The 16850-nt window shown below is 44.7% G+C and carries 15 protein-coding genes and 1 riboswitch; of the genes, 12 read left to right on the top strand and 3 right to left on the bottom strand.

Features of this window, described 5'->3' with window-relative positions; genetic code table 11:
• Window positions 1-32: 32 nt before the first annotated feature.
• Genes MKY23_RS16275 through MKY23_RS16260 form a run of 4 tightly spaced genes read left to right on the top strand, consistent with a single transcriptional unit; the run spans window position 33 to window position 4350 of the window.
• Window positions 33-758, top strand: a complete 726-nt coding sequence (locus MKY23_RS16275; RefSeq protein ID WP_154890435.1) for an ATP-binding cassette domain-containing protein — start codon at window positions 33-35, stop codon at window positions 756-758.
• A gap of 57 nt (window positions 759-815) precedes the next feature.
• Window positions 816-2087, top strand: coding sequence for a hypothetical protein (locus MKY23_RS16270; RefSeq protein WP_090916670.1), 1272 nt, complete (start codon window positions 816-818; stop codon window positions 2085-2087).
• A gap of 14 nt (window positions 2088-2101) precedes the next feature.
• Window positions 2102-2800 (top strand): response regulator transcription factor, encoded by a 699-nt coding sequence (locus MKY23_RS16265; RefSeq protein WP_090916668.1) that lies wholly within the window; start codon window positions 2102-2104, stop codon window positions 2798-2800.
• Window positions 2797-4350: a HAMP domain-containing sensor histidine kinase gene (locus tag MKY23_RS16260; protein WP_336120145.1), complete on the top strand. Its 1554-nt coding sequence runs from the start codon at window positions 2797-2799 to the stop codon at window positions 4348-4350. Before MKY23_RS16265 ends, MKY23_RS16260 begins: the two co-directional genes overlap by 4 nt.
• Before the next feature lie 113 nt (window positions 4351-4463).
• On the opposite strand, the gene MKY23_RS16255 is transcribed toward MKY23_RS16260, so the two are convergent.
• A complete protein-coding gene (locus tag MKY23_RS16255) occupies window positions 4464-5690 on the bottom strand; it encodes a glucose-1-phosphate adenylyltransferase (RefSeq protein WP_339830821.1) in 1227 nt (408 codons plus the stop codon).
• Between the two features lie 196 nt (window positions 5691-5886).
• Here MKY23_RS16255 and glgB point away from each other — a divergent pair, with 196 nt between their 5' ends.
• Both glgB and glgA read left to right on the top strand, forming a co-directional pair.
• Window positions 5887-7908 carry a 1,4-alpha-glucan branching protein GlgB gene (glgB, locus tag MKY23_RS16250; protein ID WP_154957381.1) on the top strand — a complete coding sequence of 674 codons (2022 nt, stop codon included), beginning with the start codon at window positions 5887-5889 and terminating at the stop codon, window positions 7906-7908.
• Window positions 7905-9335: a glycogen synthase GlgA gene (gene glgA / locus MKY23_RS16245; protein WP_339830817.1), complete on the top strand. Its 1431-nt coding sequence runs from the start codon at window positions 7905-7907 to the stop codon at window positions 9333-9335. Before glgB ends, glgA begins: the two co-directional genes overlap by 4 nt.
• Window positions 9336-9418: 83 nt before the next feature.
• On the opposite strand, the gene MKY23_RS16240 is transcribed toward glgA, so the two are convergent.
• Window positions 9419-10594 carry a M20 family metallopeptidase gene (locus tag MKY23_RS16240; RefSeq protein WP_339830815.1) on the bottom strand — a complete coding sequence of 392 codons (1176 nt, stop codon included), beginning with the start codon at window positions 10592-10594 and terminating at the stop codon, window positions 9419-9421.
• Between the two features lie 198 nt (window positions 10595-10792).
• Between MKY23_RS16240 and MKY23_RS16235 the strand changes: the two genes are divergently transcribed.
• The 3 genes from MKY23_RS16235 to MKY23_RS16225 all read left to right on the top strand — a co-directional run bounded on the left by MKY23_RS16235 (window position 10793) and on the right by MKY23_RS16225 (window position 14024).
• Complete coding sequence (locus tag MKY23_RS16235; RefSeq protein ID WP_154890429.1) at window positions 10793-12259, top strand: ABC transporter substrate-binding protein/permease; 1467 nt, start codon at window positions 10793-10795, stop codon at window positions 12257-12259.
• Window positions 12246-12968, top strand: coding sequence for an amino acid ABC transporter ATP-binding protein (locus MKY23_RS16230; protein WP_123065699.1), 723 nt, complete (start codon window positions 12246-12248; stop codon window positions 12966-12968). The genes MKY23_RS16235 and MKY23_RS16230 overlap by 14 nt, the downstream gene beginning before the upstream one ends.
• 185 nt (window positions 12969-13153) lie before the next feature.
• Window positions 13154-13350: riboswitch (cyclic di-AMP (ydaO/yuaA leader) on the top strand.
• Window positions 13351-13352: 2 nt separating this feature from the next.
• A complete protein-coding gene (locus MKY23_RS16225; RefSeq protein WP_221789416.1) occupies window positions 13353-14024 on the top strand; it encodes a 3D domain-containing protein in 672 nt (223 codons plus the stop codon).
• Window positions 14025-14155: 131 nt separating this feature from the next.
• Here the strand turns inward: MKY23_RS16225 and MKY23_RS16220 are convergent, their stop codons facing one another.
• The gene (locus MKY23_RS16220) at window positions 14156-14974 is read right to left on the bottom strand and encodes a polysaccharide deacetylase family protein (RefSeq protein WP_090916651.1); all 819 of its coding nucleotides are present in this window, start codon (window positions 14972-14974) and stop codon (window positions 14156-14158) included.
• Window positions 14975-15128: 154 nt separating this feature from the next.
• On the opposite strand from MKY23_RS16220, the gene MKY23_RS16215 reads away from it, so the two are divergent.
• From MKY23_RS16215 to MKY23_RS16205, 3 genes are all read left to right on the top strand, one after another.
• Window positions 15129-15464: a hypothetical protein gene (locus MKY23_RS16215; RefSeq protein WP_090916649.1), complete on the top strand. Its 336-nt coding sequence runs from the start codon at window positions 15129-15131 to the stop codon at window positions 15462-15464.
• Window positions 15465-15655: 191 nt separating this feature from the next.
• Window positions 15656-16327 carry a PspA/IM30 family protein gene (locus MKY23_RS16210; protein WP_221789417.1) on the top strand — a complete coding sequence of 224 codons (672 nt, stop codon included), beginning with the start codon at window positions 15656-15658 and terminating at the stop codon, window positions 16325-16327.
• A 95-nt stretch (window positions 16328-16422) separates the two neighbouring features.
• On the top strand, window positions 16423-16824 hold the full coding sequence (locus MKY23_RS16205) for a DUF350 domain-containing protein (protein ID WP_090916645.1): 402 nt from the start codon (window positions 16423-16425) through the stop codon (window positions 16822-16824).
• The last annotated feature ends 26 nt before the right edge of the window (window positions 16825-16850 follow it).

Genomic DNA, 16850 nt, shown 5'->3' with positions numbered 1-16850 from the left:
AGGGAAAAACATGGACAAGAGGAGACATCGCGATGATCAGAGTGGAGAACTTGAGTAAATCCGTTGGAGCGGATCGTATTCCGATTCTACGTGATATTCGTTTTGATATGCAACAAGGGGAAATGATTGCGGTAGTCGGCTCCAGCGGGAGCGGCAAAAGCATGTTGCTGAAATGTTTGGCGATGAAGGAGACGTGGGATTCAGGGCGTTTTACTGTTGACGGCATGGATATTCTGAAAGAAGGCTGGAGCGGTAAACAGAAAATTCGGCGGGAATGGGCATACTTGGAACAGAACCCACAGTTATATCCCAGAAAAACGGCGCTGAAGAATGTACTTATCGGGCGTTTTGGTCAAACTCCATTATGGAGGATGGCAACGGGCATGGTGCGTTCGGATGACTACATGGGAGCGATGGACCACCTCGAAGGTTTAGGTTTACTGGATAAAGCGCATCAGCTTGCTGAAAAAATGAGCGGCGGCGAGAAGCAGCGTGTTGCTATTGCAAGGGCGCTTGCGCATGGTGCCAAGGTTGTGTTGGCGGATGAACCTGTCATTGGACTTGATCCTCATACGGCTGATGCCGTGCTGGAAACGTTACGCAAATTGTGTGAAGAGGAACGAGCTACGGTCATTGCCGTGTTACCGATTGAACTAGCAGAGAAACATGCTTCGCGAATCTGGGGAATCGCAGAAGGCCGGATCGCTTTTGATATACGAGGACGGAGATTAACACAGCAGGAGAAAAATCAGATTTAAAATGAGTGCTTAATGAAAAGAGTGATGAAATTGCTTAATTCGCGATGGGGACGCTGCATGGCAGCAGGTACAATGGCTGTTTTGCTCGGAACCGTGCTAAGTGGCTGTACAGTGATCAGTGACCCCAAGCTTCTAATGAAGCCGCCGATGATGTCGACGGACAAAGAGAAACTGTATAATATTGTGCAGAAGGAAACACCGCCTGAAAGTAAGTTGATTCGGCCCAAAGATATGAGCAATACCAGCATGATTCGTGTGGAAGATCTGAACGGTGACGGTATTCGCGAGGCCATTGTTTTTTACGAGACGCCTAATGAGAATGTACGTATCCACGGTATGATTTTGGAAGAGCAGGGGGGAACCTGGGTCAAAAAACTGACGTTTGATGTACCAGGCAATGAGTTGGAATCGTTCAAAGTAATGGATATTACGAATGATGGGAACCCGGACATTATCGTAGGTGTCAGCTTGCAGGATCAGAAAGCCCTAACGGCATATTCATATAAAGGCGGAGTCTTGGAACAAGTGCTGGGCGGCGTGCCTTACAATCAGGTCATTATCGATGATATGCAGGGTAACGCGCTGGATTTAAGTGGAGATGGCAAGAGTGATTTTGTTGTTGTTTCGCTAAACGCCAGTGGTTTTGCCAGCATTGCATTGTATCAGTATCAGGATGACAGCTTTAAGGAAATGGATCGTGTTGTTACTGACTATACGGTTAAAGAAGTGTATAACGCTCTTGGCGGTGAGATCGCTGACGGAAAAATGGGGATTGTACTTGATGCGGATCTGGATGATCGCAGTTCGTTTACACAGATCATGTACGTGAAAGACAATAAACTTGTTAGTGCTTTTAAATCACCGGATCAAACGTACAGAGATGACAAAATTTTAAGCGGTGATGTGAATAATGATGGTATTATTGAGTTTGGATTAAAAGAAACACCAAAAGGTTGGGAGCACTACGTATTTGATTCGCGCATGTGGTTTTATACATTCTACCAGTGGGATGGCAAAGAGGGGAAAAAGTTTGTGTCGTTCCAGTTCCGGGATGATGCGGATTTGTTCCATTTGAACTTAAAGCCTGAATGGTATGGCAAGATCACAATTGACACCAAATCGGAGAAGGAAAAATACATTCGGTTTAAGATGATCAAAACGGATGAAACCGTGGCCGAAATCAAATATTTCACGTTTTCTCAGTGGGATCTTGAAAAGGGAAAGAGCTGGAAGGAAATTACTCGAACAAAAGATCGGGTGATTGCATCGCGTGTTGCACAATCTGAGGCGGGCAAGGATGCATTAAGTAAAAACTTCTCAGCTGAATAGAAAGGAAGAACTTGATGAGTAAAGTACTTATTCTTGAGGATGAAGAATCTATCCGCAGTTTTATCGTCATTAATTTAAAAAGAAATGGATTCGAAGTGCTGGAAGCGGGCGATGGTCATGAGGCCTTACGCATTTTGCAATCTGTACCCGATATTGATCTTGCACTGCTGGACGTTATGGTTCCTGGCATTGATGGGTTTGAAGTATGCAGACGGATTCGTGAAACGAACGAACGGCTCGGTATTATTTTCTTGACAGCCAAAGTTCAGGAGCAGGATAAAGTATACGCTCTTTCAGTAGGGGCAGACGATCACGTAAGCAAACCTTTCAGCCCGACTGAACTGATTGCACGGATTCAATCACTTCTTCGTCGTGTCAATGTACATCGTGAAACTGCGGCTAAAGTAACGTTCCAATCGGGGCCGTTTTCACTAGATCTGATCTCCAAACAGTTTAAAAAGAATAATGAAGCCATTGAATTAACACCTACGGAATTTTCTTTAATTCAGTTCTTCTTGGAAAAAGAAAATACGCCGCTGAGCCGTGACTTGCTACTGGACCATGTGTGGGGCAAAGAATATATGGGTGATCCCAAAATTGTTGATGTTAACATCCGTCGTCTACGTCAAAAAATTGAGAACAATCCTTCCGAGCCTGAATACCTGCAAACTGTATGGGGTCACGGGTACAAATGGAAGGGCCGGGATCAATGATCAAAAAGGGGATCACGCGGCAGATCGTATTACACTACTTTATTGTCGTTTTCCTCGCTCTGGTGCTTGTTGAGTTTGTGTTTATGCTAGCTGTGCAGCGGTATTATTATGAGAGCATTTACAATACCATTAGCACGCACATTACCAATAACAGAGACTTTCTTGAGCCAATAGCCAGAGCTAGTAATGGAGAAGACGGCAACAACAACTTGTCCAGACTCCTTGTTCGACTTGCATTAGACAATACTGAACTGGAGATTCTGGATCTGAACGGCCGCGTGCTGGCGAGTTCGACGGCCTTTGAGTCAGATCGAGCGATGTTACAAACGAGCGACGTTATGCAGGCTTTGAACGGGGATATGGGACGATGGATTGGCAGACAACCCAACACCGGAGAATCGGTGATGGCAGTTGCCAACAAATTCGACCTTGGTGGTGAAAATACGTACATTGTACGTTATCTGACTTCGCTCGAATCCGTAAACTCTAAACTACTTGTCATGGGGTTACTGGCTATTGCCGTAGGCGTTGGTGTACTTGCCATCGTGTTAATTATCAGTATTGGAATGGCCAACTCCATTGTAAGGCCTATTAACAGTATCACAGCGGTATCTGCTCAGATGGCGAAAGGACGGCTGGATGTCAGAGTCAAAGGGAATTATAAACATGAACTGGGCGAACTCGCGTCAACGCTTAACTTCATGGCCCACGAAATTGTACGTAGTAACCAGATTAAAGACGATTTTATTTCATCCATTTCCCATGAACTGCGTACACCGCTGACCAGTATTAAGGGTTGGAGTGAAACGCTTGATTCAGGTGGATACGATCCGGAAGAAACACGTATTGGTATGGGGATTATCGCGAAGGAAACAGAGCGGCTAATCGGGTTGGTAGAGGAGATGCTTGATTTCTCCAAACTGCAACAGAACCAGATGAAGCTTGTGAAAGGCACAGTTAATATTCGTGAGGTTGTGCAAGAGACCATGCTGAACGTATGGGCCAAAGCTGAACAAAAGCAGGTACATCTGAAGTTAGAGACGGACGAAACACGCGCCTACAATGTATATGGCGATGGGAATCGTTTGAAGCAGGTGTTCTTAAACATTGTGGACAACGCGATCAAGTTCTCACATGAGAACTCGTGGATATTCCTTACGGTCAAAGAAGAGAATGGTCAGATTGTGGCTGTTGTGCAGGATACAGGAATTGGGATCAGTGAGGAACATTTGATTAAGGTAAGGGATCGTTTCTTCCAGGTAAACCACCAAAATGGAGGCACGGGACTTGGTCTTGCCATTACTCAGGAGCTTGTGGAACTGCATGAGGGCACCATTACGATGCAAAGTGAGCTTGGTTCAGGGACAACGGTGACCGTATCCTTACCTATGCTTAATCAGGAGATAGCTTCAGTTGAACAAGATATAACGGATGAGGTAGCACTGATCGAAGCTGGTACACCGGAGAAACCGGCAAATACAACTTCGGAGCCAGACCAGAAGGAGCAGATACAGGCTCATGACTCATCAACTGAGGGCGAGAAGCGCTAGTTCGTCATTATCACACGTACGGTGGTAGCAGACGATGAAATCTTATACAGCGAAACCAGAAAGGCGAGCCATAATGGCTCGCCTTTTTATATCTAAGGTACATCTTAAAGAATTTATGAGGATAATTCACCAGCACGGAGACGACCACTTTTTTCATACACTTCTTTGAGCATACGTACAGGTTGCGTGCGTACAGCTGGTTTAGGTGCGACAATCTCATTTGGGCCAACGACCACAATTTCATCGGCTGTACCTTTAACAATGGCACCGTCTTTGATAATGGCTCCCTCGCCGATAATTGCGCGTTCGATATGAACACCGCGGCCTACACGTGCATTAGGCATAATGACACTGTCAAGCACTTCAGAGCCTTTGCCAACTTCGGCACCGCAGAAAATCACGGAGCGTTCAGCCCGGCCTTCAATAGCGCAAGAGTCGTGAACCATGGAAGCCAGATGTTGCATCTGATTTTGTCTCGCTTTGATCGCGCTTGGTTTGGAGCGCCATTCGCGGGTGAACATAGGCCAATCTTCTCGTTGCAAGCTCCAGTTTTCTTCGTTATATAACAAATCCATATGCGCATCCCAAAGACTTTTCACCGTACCGACATCTTTCCAGTAACCATTGAAATTATATACGTAAAGCGAATTAGTTTCGTTTAACATCTGTGGAATAACGTCTTTTCCGAAGTCATGACTGGAGTTTGGATTCGCAGCATCTTCAAGCAAATGACGTTTCAGATATTGCCAATTGAACATGTAAATGCCCATCGAGGCCAAGTTACTTTTAGGTTCAGCCGGTTTTTCGGCAAATTCGGTTACTCTCATGTTTTCATCAGCAGCCATAATTCCGAAGCGGTGAGCTTCGTCCCAAGGCACTTCCATGACAGAAATCGTAGCGAGGGCACTGTTAGCCTTGTGTTCCTCGAGCATCTCGCGATAATTCATATGATAAATATGGTCACCCGACAAAATTAGAACATTTTCGGGGTTTTGCTGGTCAATATAGTCCATATTTTTATATATGGCATCCGCAGTTCCCAAGTATTCGTCATTTCCTGTATGATAAGATGGAAGCAAGGAGATTCCGGTCTCATTCGAATTGCCAGGTGTCCATGGCTCTCCTTGACCAATATGTTCGTGCAATGATTCCGCCTGGTACTGCGTCAGAACACCTACAGTGTCGATCCCTGAGTTGACGCAGTTACTGAGAGGAAAATCGATAATCCGGTAATGCCCGCCAAACGGTACAGCGGGTTTTGCAATCCTCGAGGTTAAAGGAGCTAATCGCTTTCCTTCTCCTCCCGCCAACAGCATAGCGATGCAATCTTTATTAAACATGATCGTTTCCCTCCCAAAATATTTGTGCAGTGTAGTACATTAGTAAACGAAAGCGAAGCCTCTGAAACGATAGCTATTGTAAAAATTCTGAAAAAATACATCATTTTTTAAAACAACGCATTTTTCTTTTCAACTTGGCTAGAATGGGGTAATGGTTAACGTTATATCTATTTTCTGGAGAAAAGAAGGTGATTCCTTGGCTATTGAACCGTTGGCACAACCGGATAAGTTATCTGATCTTATTTATTTATTTCATGAAGGTAATCTTCATCACAGTTATCGAATGTTGGGCGCGCATCCTGAGACTCGCGATCACCGTCAAGGATTCCGTTTTACCGTATGGGCACCCAATGCCGTAGAGGTGGGACTGGCTCTGGACCGTAATGGATGGCAAGGGGAAAAGGAACCTTTATATAAGATACCCGAATCTGGATTTTGGAGTCGTTTTATTCCGGGAATCGAAGAAGGTACTTTATACAAATTTCGCATTTTAACGGAAGATGGGACTGAAATTCTCAAAGCGGATCCGTATGCATTTGAGGCAGAAGTTCGTCCTCGAACGGCGTCAATCACAAGTTCCATTGAAGGTTACAAATGGAATGACGGTGCATGGAGGCGTAAACAACGCTCAATGTACAACAAACCTTTACATATTTATGAAATGCATCTGGGTACCTGGAAGCGCAAGGGCGATGGGAGCCAGTATAGTTATCGTGAGATGGCGGATTTGCTCGTTCCTTATTTGCTTGAGATGAATTATACCCACGTTGAAATGATGCCCCTTAGTGAGCATCCATATGACCTGTCATGGGGATACCAAAATACGGGTTTTTACGCTCCTACAAGCCGCTACGGGCAACCCAAAGATCTGATGTATCTGGTGGATACACTACATCAGGCGGGTATTGGTGTATTACTGGATTGGGTGCCAGCTCATTTTGCCAAAGATGCGCATGGCCTACGTTTGTTTGATGGTACACCTTTGTTCGAGTACGCAGATCCAATGTTAGCCGAGAAGCCGGGCTGGGGAACGCTTAGTTTTGATTATTCCAAACCTGAGGTTCGCTCATTCCTTATTTCGAACGCACTGTACTGGATGGAAATGTATCATTTTGATGGACTTCGTGTTGATGCGGTGACGAGTATGCTTCGTCTTGATTTCGAAAAGCAGCCAGGTCAATATCGTACGAACGATGAAGGTGGCCTGGAGAATAAAGAAGCTGTCGCTTTTTTACAACAGTTGAACACAACTGTTTTCGAATATTATCCTTATGCTTTAATGATGGCTGAAGAATCCAGTGCATGGCCAATGGTTACCATGCCAGTGGACAAAGGTGGTCTGGGTTTTAACTATAAGTGGAACATGGGCTGGATGAATGATACGTTAGATTACATGGAATCTGATTTTCATGAACGTGCTTCCAAACATCATTTGCTGACATTTCCGGTGGTATACTCCTTTTCTGAAAATTATGTGCTTCCTCTGTCTCATGACGAGGTAGTGCATGGTAAAAAGTCCCTTTTGAACAAAATGCCAGGAAGTTATGAGCAAAAATTTGCGGGTATGCGCGCGTTTCTCGGTTATTTCATGACATTTCCAGGCAAAAAGCTGTTGTTCATGGGTGGAGAGTTTGGACAGTTCATCGAATGGAAAGATGAAGATCAGTTGGACTGGTTTTTGCTGGACTATGATAGTCACCGCAACCTGCACAAGTTCGAGCGCGAGCTATCTGAGTTGTACGTCCGTGAAAAAGCTTTGTGGGAGCTTGATCATTCCTTTGACGGTTATGAGTGGATCACTCCGGATGACCAGGGCCAAAGTGTCATTTCATATGTACGCAAAGGAAAAAAACCTGCGGATACACTCCTTGTGCTCATTAACTTTCAGCCTGTCAAAAGGGAGCGTTACCGGATTGGCGTCATGCGTCCCGGTATGTATACCGAAATATTAAATAGTGATCATTCGGATTACGGTGGTTCAGGGATAATTAATGATATGCTGATCCCTACGGAAAAGATTCCATTTCACGGGCATGCAAACAGCCTGGAACTGGACTTACCACCGCTAAGTATCGTTATTTTAAAAAAGAATACACGCCGGAAAACGGAGCCCATCGCTGAAGGTAGCGCTTCCGTGAAATCAAGAAAAAAGACTGAAAAAAATACAGAAAAAAAAGGGAACAGCACGCTTAAACCGAATAGGGGGACAAAAGCATGAATATTTTATTTGCAGCAGCAGAGGCCCATCCGTTTATCAAAACGGGAGGTCTGGCTGACGTTATCGGTGCTCTGCCGCAAGCGTTGAAAAATAACGGAGCAGATGTACGCGTGATTTTGCCGAAATATAAAGGGATACCTGAAGAATACAAAGAAGCTATGAAACCCGTGCTCGTGACGGATGTTCCGCTTGGTTGGCGTAGAGCCTATTGTGGCATTGAGATGCTGGAGTATGAAGGAATTCCAGTTTATTTTATTGACAATGAGTATTATTTTGCACGGGATGGCGTTTATGGGTACATGGATGATGGCGAGCGATTTGCATTTTTCAACCGCGCTGTACTCGAGGTGCTTCCACAGCTGGATTTTAAACCAGACGTTCTACACACACATGACTGGCATGCAGGTATGATTCCGTTGTTGCTCAAGGCTCACTATGCCCATGATGCGTTCTATAGTGAAATCCGAACGGTATTCACCATACATAATTTGTTGTATCAAGGTGTATTTCCACACCAGTTGTTCAGCGAAATTTTGGAGCTTGATGATCGGTATTTTACGATGGAAGGCGCCGAATATTATGGGAATGTCAATTTCTTAAAATCAGGTATTGTGTATTCTGATCATGTGACAACGGTGAGCCCAACCTATGCTCGAGAAGTGCAGACATCTTATTATGGGTATGGGCTGGACGGATTACTAAGTTCGCTTGGTGATCGCTTCAGCGGTATTGTGAACGGCATTGATACCAAAAGTTATAACCCGGCAACGGACAATAAAATTGCAGTCAAATTCAGATCAAGTTTGTCCAAAAAAATCGAAAATAAAATTGAATTGCAAAAAGAACTGGGACTTCCGGTGCGTCCAGATGCACCCCTGATGGTCATGGTGACCAGGCTCGTTGATTCCAAAGGACTTGATCTGGTATGTCGGGTTCTGGATGAACTGCTCTACTACGATGACATTCAATTCGCCGTGCTGGGGACTGGAGATTCAGCTTATGAACATTGGTTCAGAGAGGCGGCTAACCGGTATCCACTAAAAATGTCTGCACAGATTACATTCAATGACGGATTATCTCGTCGTTTCTATGCGGGCAGTGACATCTTCCTGATGCCATCCAAATTTGAGCCGTGCGGAATTAGCCAGTTGCTGGCATTGCGTTATGGCAGTGTACCACTCGTAAGGGAAACAGGGGGATTAAACGATACGGTTCAAGCTTACAATGAGTTCACAGGAGAAGGTAACGGCTTCTCGTTTACAAGTTTTAACGCACATGACATGATGAATACCATTCGCCGTGCAGAAGAGTTCTATCGTAAATCGGCTGAGTGGAAAAAAATTGTGAAAAATGCAATGAGCGGGGAATACAGCTGGGATGTATCGGCTGAAGAATATATGGATATTTATCGTCGAATTCAGGTGTGATCTAAGAGTAAGGTTTTATTTCGATTTTCGTATGGAGTGCCGCAGTTTAATAACTGCGGCTTTTGTTGTTACTCCGGAATCACTTAGCGAGTAATTTGGTCAAATTCCTTACGGATGGCTTGCATCAGTTCTGGCTTGCTTAGAACATCATAAGCTGTAGCAGCGAGCGCTTTGGCTCCTAAAATCATGCCATCCAGAGCGCGTTCCTGCAACGCCAAATCACGGAATTCAATAGAATGCAGGGTATGAACTTCATCAACGACACGGATATAAGGGTGAATCGCTGGGCATCTCAAGGAAACATTACCGATATCCATCGAACCATGGTCGTTTCCACTGACGATTTCTTGCTGCGGAATGCCAAGTTCCATTAAATTCTGACTGAACGCGTCAGAGAAGGTCTCATTCGTGACCATCTCATCATAGGATGTTTCGTAGTTGGATGTCACGAGTTTACATCCGGTCTGAAGTGCAGCGCCTTGTGCAATCTGAATGACACGTTCGGTTAGCACGTTCAGTTCTTTGCGTGTGGCGGCACGCACGTAAAACTGAGCAGAAGCATAGTCCGGGATAATGTTAGCAGCTTGTCCACCGCTATTTATGATGCCGTGAATACGGACGTTGCTTTTCACCTGCTGTCTAAAGGCATTAATTCCGGTGAACGTTTGGATAACCGCATCGAGGGCATTAATACCTTCATGTGGGCTGGCTGCCGCATGTGAGGATTTACCATGGAACTCGAATTGTACGGCATCGATTGCAAGGGAGCTGCCTGATTTTTCATAAGCATAGAATGGATGGGCCATCAGTGCGACATCACAGTCGTCGAATAACCCCGCTTCCGCCATCGGAACTTTAGCCCCGCGTGTCTCCTCTGCAGGTGTACCAAACACCTTGATCGTTCCGCCGACTTCGTCCACTATGGCTTTCAGCCCAACGGCTGCGCCAAGGCTCATCATGCAGATCAGGTGGTGTCCGCAAGCATGACCAATTTCGGGCAAAGCATCATATTCACATAGTAGGGCAATGCTCGGGCCTGACTTGCTCGAAGCATAAGTACCGATGAAAGCCGTTTCCAGTCCGAGAATCGGAGCTTGTACTTCGAAGCCATGATAAGACAATTCTTCCTTCAAACGGGCAGAAGCAAGATATTCCTCATTCCCAAGTTCAGGATGAGCCCCGATATATGATGAAATGTCTTTGAAACGGGAAGCATATTGATCAATAACGTTAAAAATTTGGGTTTTATTTGTTGTCATGGCTAAACTCCTTAGGCAAAAATGAAAATAACTCCATGAGTATAACATGTTTGTAGTATTTTTTCAGAAACAAGTCAAGATTTGATCTTGAAAATGCATTGCATAATCATGCATTGTACTTTATAATGACTCAGTCATCAACATGACTGACGAATCAGTATGTAATCGTAATTATAGCATTGTAAGGGGAGAACAAGGTTGAAATTAATAAGTCGTTATACCGTAATGTTGTTAACGTTCCTTCTTTTTCTGACGGCGGCTGCACCTGCGGCACTGGCCAGTGGAACGACAGATAACAGCTCAGGCGGTAAAAAACTGGTGCTCGGTACAAGTGCCGATTTTGCACCGTATGAGTTCCACAAAGTCATCAATGGTAAAGACGAAATCGTCGGATTTGATATTGCGATTGCCAAAGAAATTGCGGCGGATCTTGGAGCTGAACTCGTTATCGAGGATATGGGCTTCGACGGACTTTTGCCCGCACTTCAGAGTGGTCGTGTAGACTTGGTCGTCTCCGGCATGACGCCGACAGATGAGCGTAAGAAAAGCATTGATTTTTCAGATACGTATTACAAATCCAAACAAGTGATTATGGTTCGTAATGTCGACAAAGACAAATATCCGGACATGAAATCACTGGAAAATGTCAAGATTGGCGTGCAAAAAGGATCCATTCAAGAAACCATCGGACAGAAGATTCCTGGTGCAAAGCTGACTTCACTGGATAAAATCTCCGACATCGTGCTACAACTGCAAACGAAACGCGTTGACGCAGCTATTGTAGAAGATACCGTAGCCGCTGGTTACCTGGATGACATTATCGGTCTTGCGGCAGCAGTTCCTGACGAAGAACAGGCTGAAGCCGCTGTCGGGATTCGTAAGGGCAATACGGAGTTATTAGCCTCTGTAAACAAAACCTTGGACCGCTTGAAAAGCGAAGATAAGATCAACCAGATGGTTACAGAAGCAAGTCTCCTGATGGCTGACAAAGTCAATAAATCTCAAAACATTTTTCAATTGTTCTGGGAATACAAAGGCTTATATGCAACAGGTATCGGTTACACGCTCCTGTTGTCGGCGCTAGGCGTAATATTCGGGGTCATCATCGGTCTGATTATTTGCCTGTTCCGTCTTCATAATATGGCGATTCTTCGCTGGATTGGTACAACTTATGTAGAGGTGATCCGCGGGACGCCAATGCTGGTACAACTTATGATTATCTATTACGGGGTGTCGCTAACTTTTGGCATTAACTTCTCAGCACTTCAAGCAGGGATTATGACGCTTTCCATTAACAGCGGTGCGTATCTCGCCGAGATTTTCCGTGCCGGTATTCAAGGCGTTGATCGTGGTCAACTGGAAGCAGCCCGTTCATTAGGTATGGGCAGAGGCGCAGCGATGCGTTACATTATTCTGCCACAGGCCTTCAAGGCCGTTTTGCCAGCCATCGGTAACGAGTTCGTAACGATCATTAAAGAATCATCCATTATTTCGGTCATCGGTATGGTGGATATTATGTATCAAGCAAGTGTAGTCAAAAATCTCACATTCCAGGGTCTGAACCCGTTCATTATTGCGGCAGCCATTTACTTTGTGATGACATTTATTCTGTCCAAGCTGCTCGGACGATTGGAAAGGAAGTTGGGTGCAAGTGATAGACGTTAGGCAATTACACAAATCATATGGTAAAAATGATGTCCTGAAAGGCATCGACGTAACGATCGGCAAAGGTGAGGTTGTTGTAGTTATTGGTCCTTCCGGTTCGGGTAAAAGTACATTTCTGCGTTGTCTGAACCTGTTGGAACAGCCATCATCGGGACAGATCGATTTCGAAGGTGTTTCGATAACCGATCCGAAGCATAACATTAATGCTACACGTGAGAAGATGGGCATGGTGTTCCAGCATTTTAATCTGTTCCCTCATAAAACGGTTCAGCAAAATATTACGATTGCTCCAATCAAGGTGAAGAAACAATCCACGGATGAGGCTAACAAAATTGCCGAGGATCTCCTGAAGACAGTCGGTTTGGCGGACAAAAAAGATGTATATCCTAACCAGCTGTCCGGTGGTCAAAAGCAACGGATTGCCATTGCAAGAGCACTCGCGATGCAGCCGCATGTGATGCTGTTTGACGAGCCAACATCGGCCCTTGATCCGGAGATGGTCGGAGAGGTATTGGAAGTCATGAAACGGCTTGCTGAAGGCGGAATGACGATGGTCATTGTAACGCATGAGATGGGTTTTGCGCGTGAGGTGGGAGACCGCATTCTGTTCATGGACGGCGGCGTCATCGTTGAGGAAGGTACCCCGGATGAAGTGTTTGGTGCGCCAAAACATCCGCGTACGCGAGACTTTCTTGCAAAAGTACTTTAATTCATGCCATTCCGTATATAGAATCAAATGAATAACGGCGTTATCGGATCGAAAGATCCGGTGACGCTTTTTTGTTGTTTGCAGAAAAGGTAGAGCTGAAAAAGTAACTTTTCTGTTACCTGTAAAATGAATTAAAACGCCAAATGGAAACATTTACTACAGCTTAAGGTTACAAATTTGTGATATATTCAAGACTGCCGAAACTTCCGAAGCGGAAGTGCGGGGGACGTAACAATGCAGACATAGTTAATGATTTGAGAAATATGCTGCTTGGGGTGAATTAGGAATACATAATGCTTCAGCATGTCACGTACAGCCTATAGGGTGGGTTCCTCCATCCGAATCCGACAACTAACTTCGCAGGCATCATGAGGGAGGAAGACCATGCATAACAAGAAACGTTTAGCCAAAACAGCCATCGCACTACTGACATCCATTCTATTCATTCAAGCCGTTCCGGCTCACGCGGATTCCGTTCATGTGGCCAAAGAAGGGGATACCTTCTTCACCTTATCCAAGCAATACGGCGTTGATATGAACACATTAATTAAAACGAATAAAGACATCTCACCTTATAACATCTATGGTGGTTTGAAAATTACAATCCCAGGTAACGAAAACAAAGTAGAAGCGGCACCAGTTCAAGCGAAGTCGCAGGAAAAAACGGTGACTGCTGCAAGCCTGGACGTGAATACAGATAATAAAGTGGTACAGGCTTGGGGGAAAACATTCGACTATAGCAAAACGCTTAGTGTTAAAGCAACAGCGTATTCCGCAGATGCTTCCGAGAATGGTGGATGGGGCCCCGTTGATTATTTTGGCAACCCGCTCGAACTCGGCACAATCGCAGTGGATCCCAAGGTTATCCCTTTTGGAACCAAGGTATTAGTGACAGGGCATACACACCCTGGATTGCCGAAACAGGCTTTCGTAGCAACGGCTTTGGATGCAGGTAGCGCGATCAAGGGAAATCGTATTGACATCTTTATCCCTGGAAGCAAACAGTTCGTTAGTTCGTTTGGTTTTCAGGATATTGAGTTGTACATTTTAAAATAAGGCTTAAACCCTCTCATTTATGGATGTGAGGTCATAAGTTGAATTGAGCATTAATAAACAGGGTGTTCTTTCTTGCGTAATCATGATAGGCATAATTCATGACGACGTAGAGGGACACCCTGTTCTTTCAATTATTGTTTCTCTTTTGGCAGTTTAAGCATCTCGTCCAATGTAACTAATTCATATCCTCGGTTTCGCAATTCCTCAATAACCTCAGGCAAAGCCTCTACTGTACCTTTCAGGTTCGAACCTGTACCGCCGCCAGCATGTTGTAATACGATGGAACCAGGTTTCACCGCGGTGAGAATATTATGTTTTACCTTTTCCTTGTCTAGTCCCTTCCAATCGAGAGAATCCACATTCCAATTCACGATGCTGTAATGCTGTTTTGCAGCCCATCTCAACTGTTCTTCGTTAATGTCCCCATACGGAGGACGAATCATTTTGGGCGTATACCCCGTCAGGCGGTGAATGATATCGCCGGTATGTAGTATTTGTTTGCGAAAGGCAGTCATTGATAATTTGCTGAATTCAGGATGATTGTAGCTGTGATTGCCAACGATATGTCCTTCTTTCACCATCCGTTTCACCAAGTCCGGGTGTTTCTCCGCACGGCTGCCAACAACAAAAAAAGTAGCACGAACCTTATATTTTTTTAATACATCAAGTACCTGCGGTGTAAATCTTGGATCAGGTACATCATCAAAAGTCAGCGCAACTTGTTTGGTGGAAGGGCCATTGGTTTTGAACGTATCCGCGTATTTTTGACGAAGTTGACCTAGAGTCAACTGTTCTTCTTTAACATCTGACCCAGACGCCGGTGTATCACTGAGGGTTGAAGAAGGTTCCTCAGATGAAGCAGCAGACACAGGCGCAGGGGCTAAAGGAGCTGTATAAACCCCAGAGCATATAATAGTAACGAGTGCGAGCATGACGAGGCGTATTCGCATGTTAACGGCCTCCTTTTTCCAAAATTGCGTTCTCTATGGTATGCCCGTTGCCTGTTTCTTTTATGCGTGTGTGAGAAGTTTCATTGCATCATCAGGTCATGAAAGGCATAATTCCACCATATATAACATATAGAGAAGGATAGGTGGAGAGACGATGAGTACATATGATTTGAAATCCATTCGTTTAGAGGTTTTTGAGGCAGGACAGGACAAGGTATTTCTGGTTACGGGTGGTAAAGCTCATATCGGGGCTGTAGCTACATTCTATGTTGACCATGATCGGGTTAGTGGAACAACGGTACATATCCCGGGACACAAGGAACAAGAGTTATGTGAGCGGCTAGCCCGCAAGGCGGCCCTGCAACTGAAAGTTACGGTAACCGTTATTATGGGCATACATTTTGACAGCATTACACGAGTGCAGATCGACGAGATCGTAATGACTGCAGAGAGACTTGTGGATGAACATTTGAATAAGAAGTCAGAGTAATGTTTTGGTAATCGGTCACCTTATAGGATAAACGACACGTGCCTGGATAAGCATAACCTTCAGAGGTAATCCTCCTTATATTAGAGGTTGTCATCAAGTTTTAATTTTTTTTTGTAAAATTGAAACGAGTTGCAGATTGTAACGTATGTATCTTTATATACAATGCACAATCCACTGGGAGGAATAACCTAATGTCTATTTTTAAAAGATTACGTGACCTGACAATGTCTAACATCAATGCAATTATCGACAAAGCTGAAGATCCAATCAAGATGACGGATCAATATATCCGTGACATGCAAGAGGATCTGGAAGATGCTGAGAAAGCAGTAGCCGCACAAATCGCAATCGAGAAGAAGTTCAAGCAATTGTTCGAGGAACAGGAAGCACTTGTGAAGAAACGTGAAGAGCAGGCTCACACGGCAGCTCGTGCACAGAACATGGACCTTGCTCGTCGCGCTTTGGAAGAGAAGAAAGCAGCGGAAGAGAAAATGGTGGAATACAAAGCCAGCTACGATCAAAACAAAGCGTCCGCAGACAATCTTCGTGGCAAACTCGATGAGATGCGCAAACAATTGACACAGATGAAAAACAAGCGCGAAACGCTGGTTGCTCGTTATAACGCAGCCAAAGCACAAACCGAAATCAACAAAGCGCTGAACGGATTTAGCTCAGATACGGCGAGTGCGGGCTTGAAACGTATGGAAGAGAAAATGATGCAGATGGAAGCTCAGGCTGAAGCAAGCAACGAAATGTCTTCCAAAGGCAAATCACTTGACGAGGAATTTGAGAAACTTGGTAAGGATACGGCTGTTGAGGACGAACTTGCTGCACTTATGAAACAGTACGAAAATAAAAACTAACACCTTGGCGTTCAGCAGGGTTAACCAGCGGAGGGGAACAGCGTTTCTCCTTCGCTTTTAAATGCGGATCATGTTGATAAGTGGAGGCTGTGTAAATGGATTTGAACATTTTGGCGATGCTGGTCTGGACGGTTTCAGGTTCGGTTTTGCTGTTTGTACTGATGTATGTAGATTCACTTTTTACGAAATACAAGGATTTTGCTGAAGTCAAGGCTGGCAATATGGCGGTCACTACCCGGATGGTAATGAAGTTATTTGCGCAAGGTTACGTGCTTGCAACATCCATCTCGACAGCAGGACATCTTGGAGAAGCTTTGCTCGTTTCTGTTGTATCATTTGTAATTTTATTAATTCTGGAAAGTGTTGTTCACTTTATGATTCGCAAATGGGCCACATTGGATCTGGATACGGGAATACAGCAAGGTAAGACAGGGTATGGCTTGTTCTCAGGCGCTTTGCATATTGTAGGCGCATTGATTATTGCAGCGTGCTTGTAAGCCGATAAGATAAGGAACAGGAGTAA

This window comes from Paenibacillus sp. FSL R7-0272 (genome assembly GCF_037969905.1).
GTDB lineage: Bacteria > Bacillota > Bacilli > Paenibacillales > Paenibacillaceae > Paenibacillus > Paenibacillus polysaccharolyticus.
This window is presented reverse-complemented; position numbering and strand designations above follow the sequence as displayed.

Coding starts and splice junctions, on each gene's coding strand:
- MKY23_RS16265 (WP_090916668.1), top strand. CDS start 2,102: ATGAGTAAAGTACTTATTCTTGAGGATGAAGAATCTATCCGCAGTTTT.
- MKY23_RS16210 (WP_221789417.1), top strand. CDS start 15,656: ATGTCTATTTTTAAAAGATTACGTGACCTGACAATGTCTAACATCAAT.
- MKY23_RS16225 (WP_221789416.1), top strand. CDS start 13,353: ATGCATAACAAGAAACGTTTAGCCAAAACAGCCATCGCACTACTGACA.
- MKY23_RS16220 (WP_090916651.1), bottom strand. CDS start 14,974: ATGCGAATACGCCTCGTCATGCTCGCACTCGTTACTATTATATGCTCT.
- MKY23_RS16255 (WP_339830821.1), bottom strand. CDS start 5,690: ATGTTTAATAAAGATTGCATCGCTATGCTGTTGGCGGGAGGAGAAGGA.
- glgA (WP_339830817.1), top strand. CDS start 7,905: ATGAATATTTTATTTGCAGCAGCAGAGGCCCATCCGTTTATCAAAACG.
- MKY23_RS16270 (WP_090916670.1), top strand. CDS start 816: ATGGCAGCAGGTACAATGGCTGTTTTGCTCGGAACCGTGCTAAGTGGC.
- MKY23_RS16275 (WP_154890435.1), top strand. CDS start 33: ATGATCAGAGTGGAGAACTTGAGTAAATCCGTTGGAGCGGATCGTATT.
- MKY23_RS16215 (WP_090916649.1), top strand. CDS start 15,129: ATGAGTACATATGATTTGAAATCCATTCGTTTAGAGGTTTTTGAGGCA.
- MKY23_RS16260 (WP_336120145.1), top strand. CDS start 2,797: ATGATCAAAAAGGGGATCACGCGGCAGATCGTATTACACTACTTTATT.
- MKY23_RS16240 (WP_339830815.1), bottom strand. CDS start 10,594: ATGACAACAAATAAAACCCAAATTTTTAACGTTATTGATCAATATGCT.
- MKY23_RS16205 (WP_090916645.1), top strand. CDS start 16,423: ATGGATTTGAACATTTTGGCGATGCTGGTCTGGACGGTTTCAGGTTCG.